The organism is Amycolatopsis sp. cmx-4-83, assembly GCF_046548815.1.
GTDB lineage: Bacteria > Actinomycetota > Actinomycetes > Mycobacteriales > Pseudonocardiaceae > Amycolatopsis > Amycolatopsis pretoriensis_A.
Window position 1 is genome coordinate 107,827 of record NZ_JAEBEF010000018.1, and the last position, 13,180, is coordinate 121,006.

The window sequence follows — 13,180 nt, forward strand, 5'->3', positions numbered from 1 at the left end:
GGGGAAGTGTGCCAGCCACCGGAAACAACGGGCCGGGTACCACCGCGAAGGTGACACCCGGCCCGTTTTCCGTGCTCTGTCTAGCGTTCGCGCGAAGGCGACACCAATTCGCTCGGCCCGCCACCGGCCTCCCCGGCGACCGCCGCCAGCTCCGAACCCACCGACTCGCGGTCCTTCGGGCGGGCGTCCTTCGTCAGCAACGACGCCACCGCGCCGATCAGGCAGACCACGATCGCGAAACCGAACGCCACTGCCAGGCCGGACTGGAACGGGCCCGAGATCAGGTTCGGGAAGAAGCTGCGGCCGGCCAGGAACGACGCCTGGTCCGGGGGCAGGGACGACAGCTGGCTGCCCAGGAGCTGCTGGATCGGGTTGTAGCCCAGGAACGCCGCGAACAGCACCGCCACCGCCGGGAGGTTGGCCACCTGGGCCGCCGCTGCCTCGGGGACGCCGTGGGAGACCAAGCCGTCGTGCATCGTCGACGGGAGGCTGCTCGACAGGCCCGAGATGATCAGGCTGAAGAAGAAGCCGATCGACAGGACCATCGCCGCGTTCTGGAAGGTCGTCATCATGCCCGCGCCGGAGCCGCGCGCGTCGGCCGGGAGGCTGTTCATCACCTCGGCGCGGTTGGGTGAGGAGAACATGCCCATGCCGATGCCGTTGACCAGCAGGATCGCCGCGAACGCCCAGTAGTCGAAGTTCACCGGCAGGATGATCAGCAGCAGGAACGTGATCGCCGTGATCAGCAGGCCACTGGACGCCAGCAGGCGGCTGCCGATGCGGTCGGCGAGGATGCCCGACGTCGGGGCGGCCAGCAGGAAGCCGACCGTCATCGGGAGCATGTAGATGCCCGCCCACAACGGCGTCTGCTCGAACGTGTAGCCGTGCTGCGGGAGCCAGATGCCCTGCAGCCAGATGATCAGGATGAACTGCAGGCCACCGCGGCCGAGCGACGCCGTCAGGTTCGCGATGTTGCCCCAGGTGAACGAGCGGATCTTGAACAGCGAGAGCCGGAACAGCGGGTTGTCGACCTTGGTTTCGATGACCACGAACGCGACCAGCACCGCGACGCCGCCGATCAGGCAGCTCAGGACCATCGGGCTGCCCCAGCCGGTCGGGGACGTGCCGTAGGGCTGGATGCCGTAGGTGATGCCGACCAGCACCGCGATCAGGCCGACGGCGAAGGTGATGTTGCCCCACCAGTCCATCCGCGCGTGCTTGCGGATGCCGGTGTCGTGCAGCTTGAGGTACGCCCAGATCGTGCCGATCACGCCGAACGGCACCGAGACGAGGAAGATCAGGTTCCAGTCGACCGGCGCGAGGACGCCGCCGACGACCAGGCCGAGGAACGAGCCCGCGATGGCCGCCACGCCGTTCATGCCCAGCGCGAGGCCGCGCTGGTTGGCCGGGAAGGCGTCGGTGAGGATCGCCGAGGAGTTCGCCATCAGGAAGGCGCCGCCGACGCCCTGCACGATCCGCCAGCCGATCAGCCACAGCGCGGCCGCGTCACCGCCGAACCAGGTGACGGCCAGCATGACGGAAGAAACGGTGAAGACGGCGAAGCCGAGGTTGTACATCCTCGCGCGGCCGTACATGTCGCCGAGCCGCCCGAAGCTCACCACCAGCACCGCGGTGACCACGAGGAAGCCCATGATCATCCACAGCAGGTAGCTGGTGTTGGCCGGCTCGAGGGGGTTGATCCCGATGCCCTTGAAGATGTCGGGGAGCGCGATCAGCACGATCGAGGAGTTGATCGTGGCGATCAGCATGCCCAGCGTCGTGTTGGACAGCGCGATCCACTTGTACCGCGGCCCCAGTTCCGCGATCGAATACGTCCGGCGTTCCGCCACTGTGCAACCCTTCTGCTGGCAAGTCCCTTAGCTAGGCTAAGCAAGTTGCTTGCGTATGGCAACCAAGTACGCGAAACACTTGGGAGAGCATGATCACAATGGGTTGACTGTCCTTTGTGGATCCTTTACCGAGGGACCAGCCGGCCCAGCAGCGCGACGCCCTCCTCGATCTCCGTCGCCGTCCGGGCCGCGTAGCCCAGCACCAGGCCGGGGCGGCCCGGCCGCTGGCGGTGCCAGGACAGCGGCTGGACCTTCACCCCCTCCGCCAGCGCGGCCGCCGCCACCGCGACGTCGTCGACCTCGCCGTCGAACGTGATCGTCAGGTGCAGACCGGCTGCCGCGCCGTGGACCCGCGCGGCCGGCATCGACGTCGCCAAGGCCCGGATCATCGCGTCCCGGCGACGCCGGTGGCGGGCCCGCACCACGCGCAGCTGCCGCTCCAGCTCGCCCGTCTCCATCAGCCGGGCCAGCACCAGCTGGGCCAGCACCGCGTTGCCCAGGTCCGCGAACCGCTTCGCCGCCACCAGGTCGTCGCGGAACCGGGGCGGCGCCAGCAGCCAGCCCACCCGCAGCGCGGGCGCCAGCAGCTTCGACACGCTCCCCGTGTAGCAGACCTCCGGCAGCATCGACCGCACCGCGGGCACCGGCGAGCGGTCGTAGCGGTGCTCGGCGTCGTAGTCGTCCTCCACCACGATCCCGCCGCCGGCCACCCAGCGCATCAGCTCGCGGCGGCGCTCGCCGCCCAGCACCACGCCCATCGGGAACTGGTGGGCGGGCGTCAGCAGCACCGCCGGCGCGCGCAGATCGGCCACGCGGACGCCGTCGTCGTCCACCGGGACCGGCGGGGTCGCCAGGCCGCAGTGGTGCAGGTGCTGGCGCGCGCCCAGCGAGCCCGGGTCCTCGACCGCGATCTCCGAGATCCCGTGCTGCCGCAGCACCTCCCCCAGCAGCGTCAGCGCCTGCGCGACCCCGGCCACCACGATGATCTCGCCCGGGTCGACGCGGATGCCCCGGTTGCGCGCCAGCCAGTGCGACACCGCCAGCCGCATCGACGGCGCGCCGCGCGGGTCGCCGTAGCCGAAGTGGGACGGCTCCAGCTCGTCCAGCACCGCCCGCTCGGCCCGCAGCCACGCCGCGCGCGGGAACGCCGTCAGGTCCGGGACGCCCGGCGTCAGGTCGAGCCGGGCCGGGATCGCGCGGATCGCGTCGAAGACCTCGACGCCGGGCAGCGGCGTGATCACCTTCGACGGCACCCGGGCGGGCGCGGGGTCCGGCGGCAGCACCGGCGCGGCGACCACGACCGTGCCCGCGCGGCCGCGCCCGGCGGCGTGCCCGTCGTCGATGAGCCGCTGGTAGGCCTCGGTGACGACGCCGCGCGACACGCGCAGCTCGGCCGCCAGCACCCGGGACGCGGGCAGCCGGCCGCCGACCGGGAGCCTGCCGTCGGCGATCGCGGCGCGCAGCCGGCCCGCCAGCCAGTCCGCGAGGCCGCCCGGCGGGGCCTCGCGCACGTCGAGCTGGAGGAAATCCGACCCTATGGACCCCTCCGAAGGACCTGCTTTGGCTCTGTCCACCGGACCATTGTCGCAGCACGCTGGGCTCATGGACACCACTTACGTGCATGGGTATGCCGCTCCCGAAGCCCGCCGCCTCGGCGACCAGGCCGACACCCTCGCCGCCCTCCTGCACGACGGCACGGCGTTCCCCGCCGGCAGCCGCGTGCTCGAGGTCGGTTGCGGCGTCGGCGCCCAGACCGTCCACCTCGCGGCCCGCAGCCCGGACGCGCACCTGATCGCGGTCGACGTCTCCGAAGCGTCGCTGCGGCAGGCCGCCGCGCGGGTCCCTGGCGTCGACTTCCGCCAGGCCGACCTGTTCGCCCTCGACGGCGAGTACGACCACCTCTTCGTCTGCTTCGTGCTGGAACACCTGCCGGAGCCGGAGAAGGCCCTCACCCACCTGAAGACCCTGCTGCGGCCCGGCGGCACGCTCACCGTGATCGAGGGCGACCACGGCTCGGCGTTCTTCCACCCGCGCAGCGAGCCCGCCCAGGCCGCGATCGACTGCCTCGTCCGCCTCCAGGCCGACGCCGGCGGTGACGCGCTGATCGGGCGGCGGCTGTACCCGCTGCTCGACGGCGCCGGCTTCGACGACGTCGTGGTCGAGCCGCGGACCGTCTACGTCGACGCGTCCCGGCCCGGGCTGGTCACCGGATTCACCCGCGACACGTTCACCGCGATGGTCGAAGGCGTCGGCGAAACCGCCGTCGCCCGGGGTCTGGCGACCACCGAGAGCTGGGCTCGCGGTGTCGCGGACCTGCGGCGGACCGAGACCTTCCACTACACGTTCTTCAAGGCCACCGCGAGGACGTCGTGATCACCCGGCGGCTCGCGGGCAGCACCAATTTCGTCGACCGCGACCGCGAACGGCTGGAAAACGACCTCGCCGCGCTTGACCGCCGTCACCCGACGGTGCGGTCCAAGGCGGCGAGGTGGTGGCGGACGCGGATCGCGCCCGGTACGCACTCCCCCGCGTAGCAGGCCAGCGCGCGTTCCCAGTGCTCGCGCGCGGCCACGGCGTCGCCGAGTCCACAGTGGACTTCACCGAGGCCGCAGTGGGCACGGCCCTGTTCGGGACCGCACCCGGTCTTCTTGGCCGCGGCGAGGGCGGCGCGGTGGTGGTCGAGGGCGTCCGACGCCGCTCCCCGCGCCGCCGCCACCGCGCCCAGGCTGTTGAGCACGCGGGATTCGACGCCCCGGTCGCCGCATTCCCGGGCCAGGCCCAGTGCTTCTTCCAGGTGCCGGGCCGCTTCCTCGGGCCGTCCCTGCGCCAGCCGGACGTCGCCGAGGTGCTTCAAGGCGACCCCGCGGTTGGTCGGGCTGCCCGTCTCCCGCGCGATTTCCATCGCCCGCTCGAGGTGCTCCGCGGCTTCGTCGTACCGGCCGCGCGCGTGCTCGATGTCGCCGAGGATGCCGAGCGCGTACCCCTCGCTCACCCGCACGCCCATGGCCCGGAAGTGCTCGAGCCCTTCCGCCAGCGAGCGCGCGGCTTCGTCGTGGTCGCCCTGCGCCGACAACGCGTCGCCGAGGTTCACGAGCGCGTAGCCCTCGCTGGTGCGGTCGGCGGTTTCGCGCGCGAGCGCCAGGGCTTCCCGGTGGTACCCGGCCGCTTCCGCGTACCGGCCGATGCCGCGGCACGAGCAGCCGAGCACGATCAGGACCAGGCCTTCGCTGGTGCGGTCGCCCGTCTTCCTGGCCACCACCAGCGCTTCCGTCGAGTAGGTGATCGCTTCGGCGAACCGGCCGAGCGCGCGGCAGACCAGGCCGAGCGTGTTGAGGACGTGGATTTCGGTGCGCCGGTCGCCGGTTTCGCGGACGAGGACGAGCGCCTCTTCCAGGTACCGCCGCGCTTCCCGCGACCGGCCGACGCGCCAGTGGCCGAGCGCGATCAGGGTCAGCGGTTCGGCTTCGGCGGCGCGGTCGCCCGCGTCGTGCGCCAGCGCGGACGCGTGCGTGTGCAGCACCAGCGCTTCTTCGTGGTAGCCGCCGACGTCGAGGTGGTGCCAGAGGATCCCGGACAGCAGGCGCAGGTGGTCGGCCCAGCCGTGCCGGGTGGCGTGCGCGGCGACGGCGAGCAGGTTGCGCCTTTCGGCTTCCAGCCAGGCTTGCGCCTCGATCACCTTGACGTCGGGGTCGGGCACGACCGGCCGCAGGTGCCGTTCCTGCGGCAGGACGACGTCCATGGCCTGGGCGGCGGAACGGACGTAGCAGTCGAACAGCCGCTCCTGGGCCGCGTGGCTCTCGTCCGGTTCGGCGGCCGCGAGCTCGGCGGCGTAGACGCGCAGCAGGTCGTGCAGCTGGACGCGGTCGTCGCCGGTGTGCTGCACGAGGTGGGCGCGCACCAGCACGCCGGTCAGCCGCTCGGCTTCGGGCAGCGGGACGTCGGCGAGCGCGGCGATGGTGACCGGCGTCAGGTCGCGGCCCGGGTGCAGACCGCAGAGCCGGAAGACGCGCGCGGCGTCGGAGGGCAGGTGCCGGTAGGACCACGAGAACACCGCGCGGACGGCGGTCAGCGGGTCGCCGCCGCCGTCGAGCAGGTCGAGCCGCCGCCGTTCGTCGGCCAGCTCCGCCGCCAGCGCGGCGAGCCGCTCCCCTTCCCGGCCGAGGGCCAGCTCGGCGACCAGCCGCAGGGCCAGCGGCAGCCGGGCCGAGTACCCGATCAGCGCCGCGGTGGCCTCGGGTTCTTCGTCGACGCGGGGGCCGAGCAGCGCCCGCAGGAGGTCACGGGCTTCGGCGTCGGTGAGCAGGTCGACGAGCACCCGGCGGGCGCCGTGCCGGGCGACCAGCCCGGGCAGCGCGTCCCGGCTGGTCACCAGCACCAGGCACGTCGGCGAGCCGGGCAGCAGCGGGCGGACCTGCGCCACCGAGCCCGCGTTGTCCAGCACCAGCAGCATCCGGCGGCCGGCGAGCGCGGTGCGGAACTTCGCCGCGCGCTCGTCCGGCTCGGTCGGGATGTCGGTGCCGGGGACGCCGAGCGCGCGCAGGAAGCCGGACAGCGCGTCGCCCGGCTCCACCGGCCGGACCGTGCCGTAGCCGTGCAGGTCGAGGTAGAGCTGCCCGTCGGGGAACTCGCCGGGCGAGCGCTGCGCCCAGTGCACGGCGAGCGCGGTCTTGCCCACCCCGCCGGTGCCGGAGAGGACGGCGATGCGCGCGCCGGTGTCGCCGTCTTCGCGGCGCAGCAGCGAGTCCAGCTCGGCCAGCTGGGTGACGCGGCCGCGGAAGCCCGGGACGTCGGCGGGCAGCTGCGCCGGGACGCGGGCCGGGGGCTCGGGGCCGGCGAAGTCCTGCCGCAGCACCTGGCGGTGGACGGCGCGCAGCTCCGGGCCGGGCTCGATGCCCAGCTCCTCGGCGAGCCGCCGGCGTATCTCCTCGAAGACGTCCAGCGCGGCGGCCTGCCGCCCGGACTCGGCGAGCACCAGCATCAGCCGGGCGTGCGCGGACTCGTTGAGCGGCTCCTCCGCGGTCAGCACCCGCAGCTGCACCGCCGCGTCCTCGGGGGCCGCGACCCCGGCGTAGGCCATCACGGCCTTGGCGCGCCGCATCGCGAGCGCGAGGCGGGCGGGGTGCTGGCGCAGGCGCTCGACGTCGGCGAGGGCCGGCCCGCGCCAGAGTTCGAGGGCCTCGCCGGGGGCGTCGCGCGCCAGGAGGGCATCGAACTCCAGCAGGTCGAGCTCGCTTTCGCCGGCGGAGAGCCGGTAGCCGCCCTTGTCGGTGGCGATGAGGTCGGCGGGCCGCAGCGCCCGCCGCAGCCGGGCGACGTAGGTGTGGAGCAGGTCCAGGCACGACGGCGGCGGCTCGTCCCAGACGACGTCGACGAGGTCCTCGCGCCGGACGGTCCGGTTCGGCTGCAGTGCGAGCAGCGCGAGGATCAGCCGCTGCTTCTCCGCGCCGATCTCGACCGGCTCGTCACCCCGCGACACCGTCAGCGGGCCCAGCACGCCGATCCGCACCGGCTCGGGCGGGGCTTCGGCGAGCACCTCCCGCAGCCGTCGTTCGGTCTCCGGGCGCGGCCGCCGGACGTTGCCGAGCTCGGCGTTGCGCACCGCGCGGAGGCTCAGCCCGGCGCGCTCGGCGAGCTGCGCCTGCGTGAGCCCGGCGAGCACGCGGCGCGCACGGAGCCACCCGGCGAACGACCGGCCTTCGTCCACAGGCGTCCTCTCCCGCGTGCCCGAGCGAAACGTACCCCTCAAGCATCACGATCGTGCCTCCCCACCTGTACCACCGAACGGCGAAGATAACCGTTTCCGCAGGTACCGACCGTGACCGCGGCGTGACTCGGCAGTACAGACGCTCGTCCACCACGAGTTCCTAAGCTTTCTCCCGTCCGGTGGTGACGAGGGGTTCGCGGAGCAGCCGTCGCGTGGGGTACGACGGCTGCACCCCGGGCTTTCAGACGCCGAAGCGCTCCAGCAGGGCGCGCACGGCGGCTGGGTCCTCGACGTGGGCGTTGTGCCCGAGGCCGGCGAGGGTGACCGCGTCCGGGTCCAGCGCACGCAACTGGCCGGGACGGCTCATGGGGTCGTGCTCGCCCGCCGCCAGCACGACCGGGCACCGCGCCGCGGCGAGCAGCGCCGGCATGTCCGGTGCGCCGACGCCGAACGCGGCCGGGTCCATCGCGAGGCGCCAACCTCCCTCGGTCTCGCGAAGCCCGGCCGGGTCCGCGGGCGCGATCCCGAGCAGCCCGGACACCTTCAGGTACGCCTGCTCGGCGGCCACCCGCGTCTCGAACACCCGCGGCGGCTTGGCCGCGAAGCTCGCCGCGCGCCCGAGGTCGTCCTGGCTCCACTCGACCTTCACCCCGAGCGCCAGCACGCCGGCCACCTCGACGTCGTACTTCCCGGACGCCAGTTCGAGCGCCAGCACCCCGCCGAGCGAGTGGCCGGCGACGACGTACGGGCCCGCGCCGGGCAGCACGCGGGCGACCGCGGCGGTGAGCGTCCCGAAGCTGTAGTGCGGCAGCGGCGCGGACGGGCCGTGGCCGGGCAGGTCGGGCACCAGGACGCGCCGGGCGAGCGGCGGGGCGAAGTGGGCCCAGACCGCGCCGGTCGCGCCGAGGCCGTGCAGCAGGAGGACGGCCGGTTCGCCCTCGCCGCCGGTGCGCATGTTCAGGGTGTCCATCCGCGCAGCTTCCCAAATTGTCGGTGGGCGCGGCTAGGGTCGGCTCGTGGCGATCACCGATCCGGACACCTACGTGCGAGGTGTCCCGTACGAGGAGCTGGCGCGGTTGCGGCGCGCCGGCCCGGTGGTGCGCGTCGACGACTTCTGGGCCGTGCTCGGGCACGCCGAGGTGCGGCGGGTGCTGCGCGATCCCGCCGCGTTTTCCTCGCAGCTCGGCGGGACCCAGATCCGCGACGCGGCCGACCTCGCCTACGTGCGCCGGATGATGCTGAACATGGACCCGCCGGAGCACGGCAGGCTGCGGGGGTTGCTGACGAAGGCGTTCACGCCGAGGGCGATCGCGAAGCTGACTTCGCAGATCGAGACGTGGGCGCGGGATCTCGTCGCTTCGGTCGCGGACCGGGGTGAGTGCGACTTCGCCGCGGTGGCCGCCGATCTGCCGCTGATCACCCTGGCCGGGGTGTTCGGCGTGCCGGAGCGGGATCGGCGGCTGATGTACGACTGGAGCAACCGCGTGATCGGCTACCAGGACGCCGAATACGCGGTCAGCTCGACGGTTTCCGTCGCCGAGGTGAGCGAGCTGGCGCGGGCCGCGCTCGCCGTCCGCCCGTCGCCGGGGCCGGACGGGTCGATGCCGGATCCGCGGACGCGCGCGGGCATGCCGGACCTCTACGCGTACGCGAACGCGCTCGGCGAGCACAAGCGCTCGCACCCGGGTGACGACGTGATGAGCACCCTGATGCGGCACGTCGGCGACGACGGCGGACGCGTCTCGCTCGCCGAGTTCGAGAACCTGTTCTGGCTGTTTTCCGTGGCGGGCAACGAAACCCTGCGCAACGGCCTGCCCGGCGGGATGCTCGCGCTGCTCTCGCACCCGGCGGAACACCGGCGGCTGCTGGCCGACCGGTCGCTGCTGCCGTCGGCGGTCGAGGAGATGCTCCGGTGGTGGACACCGGTGATGCACTTCCGGCGCACGGCCGTTTCCGACGTCCGGCTGTCCGATGTGGACATCGCGGCCGGGGACAAGGTGGTGGTGTGGTTTTCGGCGGCCAACCGGGATCCGGCCGTGTTCGCTTCCCCGGACACGTTCGACATCGGGCGGACGCCGAACGACCACCTCACCTTCGGCCACGGCCCGCACTTCTGCCTGGGCGCGCACCTGGCGCGGGTGCAGCTGCGGGCGATGTTCGAGGCGGTCCTCGACCTGCTCGGCCCCGTCGAGCTCGCGGGGGATCCGGTCCGGCTGCGGTCGAACTTCCAGAACGGCCTCAAGTCGCTGCCGATCCGGTGGGGGCGCTGATGGAGATCCGCGAGATGCGGGCGTTCGTCGCGGTCGTCGAAGCCGGGACGATGTCGAAGGCGGCCCGCCAGCTGCACATCAGCCAGCCGGCGTTGTCCCAGACGATCACCGCGCTGGAACGGCGGCTCGGCCTGCAGCTGCTGGTGCGCACGAGCACCGGCGTGCAGACCACCGACGCGGGGACGACGCTGCTGGGCGAGGCACGGGCGGTGCTGGCGCGGCACGAGCAGGCCCTCGCCGCGCTGGCCCGGCACACCACGACGGGGGTGCTGCGCGTCGGCATCCCCCTGGAGCTGCCGCCCGAGCTGCTGCCCTCGGCGCTCGCGCGGCTGGCGGCGGCGTACCCGGACACGCGGGTGCAGGCCCGGCACCTGTCGTCGGTGGCGCAGGTGGCGGCGCTGCGGGCGGGCGAGCTGGACGTCGGGCTGGTGCGCGAGCGCCCGCCGGGCCCCGACCTGGACGCGGTGCTCGTCGTGGCGGAAGACGTCGGCGTGCTGCTGGCCGCGGACCTGGCGGAGAAGCTGGGTTCGCCGGTCCGGCTGGAGGACCTGGCCGGGCTGGAGTGGTTCGCGTTCGCCCGCGCGGGCAGCCCGGCCTGGTACGACGAGCTGGCGGCGATCCTGCGCAGCCACGGCCTCGACGTCGGCCCGGAGGTCCCGGAAGAGCAGCGGCTGATCGTCGAGCTGAAGATCCCGGCGGTCAACGCGGGCGGGGCGTACGCGTTCGCCCCGCCGCAGTGGCCGTACCCGCTGCCGGACACCGTGCGGTGGGTGCCGCTCGCGGGCAACCCGATCGTCCGGCGGACGTGGGCGGTGTGGCCGGCGGCGGCGCACCGGCGTGACCTCGCGGAGTTCGTCGCCGCGCTGGAGGACTATCGACCGGACTGATCGCGGCCATAAGCAGCGCCGAACGCCGTTCCGGAAGTCCTTTCCGGCGCTCGCGTTTGAACCCTTCGACCGGGGAGACACCCGGGTCGCGGAGGAGTTGAACGATGAGTGCAGATCTGTCCGGGTCGACGGCGCTGGTGACCGGCGGGACGAGCGGCATCGGCCGCGCAACGGCGGTCGCACTGGCCGGGCTCGGCGCCCACGTGGTGCTGTCCGGCCGGGATGCGGCACGCGGCGCCGAGGTCGTCTCGGCCATCCGCGAGGCGGGCGGCAAGGCCGACTTCGTGGCGGCCGACCTGACCGACGCCGCGTCGGCGCGCGCCCTCGCCGAGCGGGCGCGGGAAGTGGGCGGCCCCGTCGACGTGCTGGTGAACAACGCGGGGATCTTCCCGACCGGCCCCACCGCCTCGACGACGGAGCCGGACTTCGACCGCGTGTACGCGATCAACGTGAAGGTGCCGTACTTCCTCGTCGCCGAGCTGGCCCCGGCGATGGCCGAGCGCGGGCGCGGCGCGATCGTCAACGTGTCCACGATGGTCGCGGCGAGGGGCATGACGGGCATGGCCCTGTACGGCTCGGCGAAGGCGGCGGTGGAGCTGCTGACGAAGGCGTGGGCGGCGGAGTTCGGCCCGTCCGGCGTCCGCGTCAACGCGGTCAGCCCCGGCCCGACCCGCACCGAGGGCACGGCGGTCTTCGGCGACGGCCTGGACGAACTGGCCTCGGCGGGCCCGGCCGGCCGCGTGGCATCCCCGGCCGAGATCGCGGCGGCGATCGCGTTCCTGGTGGCGGACGACGCAAGCTTCGTCCAGGGCGCGATCCTCCCGGTGGACGGCGGCCGGCTGGCGGTGTGAGGCCCCGGCCGGGACGGCGTCACCGCAGGAAGGTGACGCCGTCCCGCGGGCGCTCGTCGACCGTCAGCGAGAAGACGTCCGGCCGCGCGTAGTGGCCCGACACGTCAAGACTGTGCCGTGCCGCCACGATCTCCTCGCGGTCGATCTCCGCCGTGATCAGGCCTTCCGCGTCCCGCAGCGGACCGGCCAGCACGTCGCCCAGCGGGCCCACGATCACGCTGCCGCCGCGGAACGGGTCGTCGCCGCCGGTCTCGTACGGGCACGCCGAAATCACGAAACACCGGCCCTCGTCGGCGATGTGGCGCATCGACGCCTGCCAGACGTCGCGGTCGTCCGCCGTCGGGGCGCACCAGATTTCGACGCCCTTCGCGTACATCGCCGCCCTGAACAGCGGCATGTGGTTCTCCCAGCAGATCGCCGCGCCCGCCAGGCCCGCCGCCGTCGGGACCGCCGGGAGGGTCGAGCCGTCGCCGCGGCCCCAGGCGAGGCGCTCGCGGGCGGTCGGGACCAGCTTGCGGTGCTTGGCGACCAGCCCGAGGTGCGGGTCGAGGAACACCGCCGTGCTGTAGAGCGTCGAGCCGTCGCGCTCGATGACGCCGGCCACCAGGGTCGTGCCCGTGCGGGCCGCGAGCCCGGCCAGCGCCGAAACTTCCGGCCCCGGAACCAGTACCGACGCGGCGAAGTACGCCACGAACGGCACCCGGCCCGGGTACCCGCCGAGCACGGCCTCCGGCAGGACCACCAGGTCGGCGCCGCGGATCTCGTCCTCGAACGCCAGGATCCGCCCGACGTCGACACCCGTGCCGAGCTGCAGCGCGCCGACGACCGTCATCCGCGGGCCGGCCACGGAACGACGGCGGACGTCCGCCGCTGGTAGTCCGCGTACTCCGGGTAGCGCGACTTCGTGATGCTCTCGGTGAACTTCGTCGACCCGACGAACAGCAGCGTGAGCAGCACCGCGCCGACGACCGTCCACTGCAGACCGCCGGCGACGATCCCGAACACCGCGATCACCCACCACTGCGCCTGCTCGAAGAAGAAGTTCGGGTGCCGCGAAAAGCGGAACAGCCCGCTCTGCAGGAACCGCGTCGGCGCGCGGCCCGCGTGCTTCTCGCGGTGGAACACCCACTGCTGCTGGTCCGCGACCGTCTCGCCGGCCAGGAACGCCAGGAAGACCACCGCGACGACGACGTCCGCCACCCCGAACGAGCCTTGGTGCTCCGAAGCGGTCAACGCGGGCAGCGTGATCAGCAGCAGGATCGCGTTCTGGTACAGCGAGATGAAGAAGAAGTTGAACACCTGGAACTGCCACGGCGCCATCCGTTCGCGCAGCACCGCCCACCGGTAGTCCTCGCCGCCGGGGGCGTAACCACCCTTCCGGGCGAAGTTGAACGTCAGCCGGATCCCCCACAGGGTGACCAGCGCGAACATCACGTTCAGCCGGGTGTCGGCGAACCCGGCCTCGGCCGCGAAGATCGCCAGGTACGCGACCGGGACGATCGACCAGATCCGGTCCACCCAGGAGTACTCCCTGGTCAGCACGGAAGCCAGCCAGGTGCCGAGCGTCACCCCGGCGAAGACGTAGAGGCAGACCCGCAACGCGTCCATCCCCTCACAA

The 13,180-nt window shown here is 73.1% G+C and carries 10 protein-coding genes; 4 read left to right on the plus strand and 6 right to left on the minus strand.

Annotated features, from left to right (window positions below; genetic code table 11):
- Positions 1-80 precede the first annotated feature (80 nt).
- Positions 81-1,850 carry an MFS transporter gene (locus ACLJQM_RS42305; RefSeq protein ID WP_410635951.1) on the minus strand — a complete coding sequence of 590 codons (1,770 nt, stop codon included), beginning with the start codon at positions 1,848-1,850 and terminating at the stop codon, positions 81-83.
- A gap of 125 nt (positions 1,851-1,975) precedes the next feature.
- On the minus strand, positions 1,976-3,424 hold the full coding sequence (locus ACLJQM_RS42310) for a PLP-dependent aminotransferase family protein (RefSeq protein ID WP_410635952.1): 1,449 nt from the start codon (positions 3,422-3,424) through the stop codon (positions 1,976-1,978).
- A gap of 28 nt (positions 3,425-3,452) precedes the next feature.
- On the opposite strand from ACLJQM_RS42310, the gene ACLJQM_RS42315 reads away from it, so the two are divergent.
- Positions 3,453-4,223 (plus strand): class I SAM-dependent methyltransferase, encoded by a 771-nt coding sequence (locus tag ACLJQM_RS42315; RefSeq protein WP_410635954.1) that lies wholly within the window; start codon positions 3,453-3,455, stop codon positions 4,221-4,223.
- A gap of 85 nt (positions 4,224-4,308) precedes the next feature.
- On the opposite strand, the gene ACLJQM_RS42320 is transcribed toward ACLJQM_RS42315, so the two are convergent.
- Together ACLJQM_RS42320 and ACLJQM_RS42325 are read right to left on the minus strand one after the other, a co-directional pair.
- Complete coding sequence (locus ACLJQM_RS42320; RefSeq protein ID WP_410635956.1) at positions 4,309-7,554, minus strand: tetratricopeptide repeat protein; 3,246 nt, start codon at positions 7,552-7,554, stop codon at positions 4,309-4,311.
- A gap of 241 nt (positions 7,555-7,795) precedes the next feature.
- Positions 7,796-8,524: an alpha/beta fold hydrolase gene (locus tag ACLJQM_RS42325; protein WP_410635957.1), complete on the minus strand. Its 729-nt coding sequence runs from the start codon at positions 8,522-8,524 to the stop codon at positions 7,796-7,798.
- 46 nt (positions 8,525-8,570) lie between these two features.
- Between ACLJQM_RS42325 and ACLJQM_RS42330 the strand changes: the two genes are divergently transcribed.
- The 3 genes from ACLJQM_RS42330 to ACLJQM_RS42340 all read left to right on the plus strand — a co-directional run bounded on the left by ACLJQM_RS42330 (position 8,571) and on the right by ACLJQM_RS42340 (position 11,562).
- Positions 8,571-9,824, plus strand: coding sequence for a cytochrome P450 (locus ACLJQM_RS42330; RefSeq protein WP_410635958.1), 1,254 nt, complete (start codon positions 8,571-8,573; stop codon positions 9,822-9,824).
- Positions 9,824-10,711 carry a LysR family transcriptional regulator gene (locus ACLJQM_RS42335; RefSeq protein WP_410635960.1) on the plus strand — a complete coding sequence of 296 codons (888 nt, stop codon included), beginning with the start codon at positions 9,824-9,826 and terminating at the stop codon, positions 10,709-10,711. Before ACLJQM_RS42330 ends, ACLJQM_RS42335 begins: the two co-directional genes overlap by 1 nt.
- A 104-nt stretch (positions 10,712-10,815) precedes the next feature.
- A complete protein-coding gene (locus ACLJQM_RS42340; protein WP_247012843.1) occupies positions 10,816-11,562 on the plus strand; it encodes an SDR family NAD(P)-dependent oxidoreductase in 747 nt (248 codons plus the stop codon).
- A gap of 19 nt (positions 11,563-11,581) precedes the next feature.
- Here ACLJQM_RS42340 and ACLJQM_RS42345 read toward each other — a convergent pair whose 3' ends face one another.
- Both ACLJQM_RS42345 and ACLJQM_RS42350 read right to left on the minus strand, forming a co-directional pair.
- The gene (locus ACLJQM_RS42345; protein WP_410635961.1) at positions 11,582-12,394 is read right to left on the minus strand and encodes a carbon-nitrogen hydrolase family protein; all 813 of its coding nucleotides are present in this window, start codon (positions 12,392-12,394) and stop codon (positions 11,582-11,584) included.
- The gene (locus ACLJQM_RS42350; RefSeq protein WP_410635962.1) at positions 12,391-13,170 is read right to left on the minus strand and encodes a DUF1295 domain-containing protein; all 780 of its coding nucleotides are present in this window, start codon (positions 13,168-13,170) and stop codon (positions 12,391-12,393) included. The genes ACLJQM_RS42345 and ACLJQM_RS42350 overlap by 4 nt, the downstream gene beginning before the upstream one ends.
- Positions 13,171-13,180 lie beyond the last annotated feature (10 nt).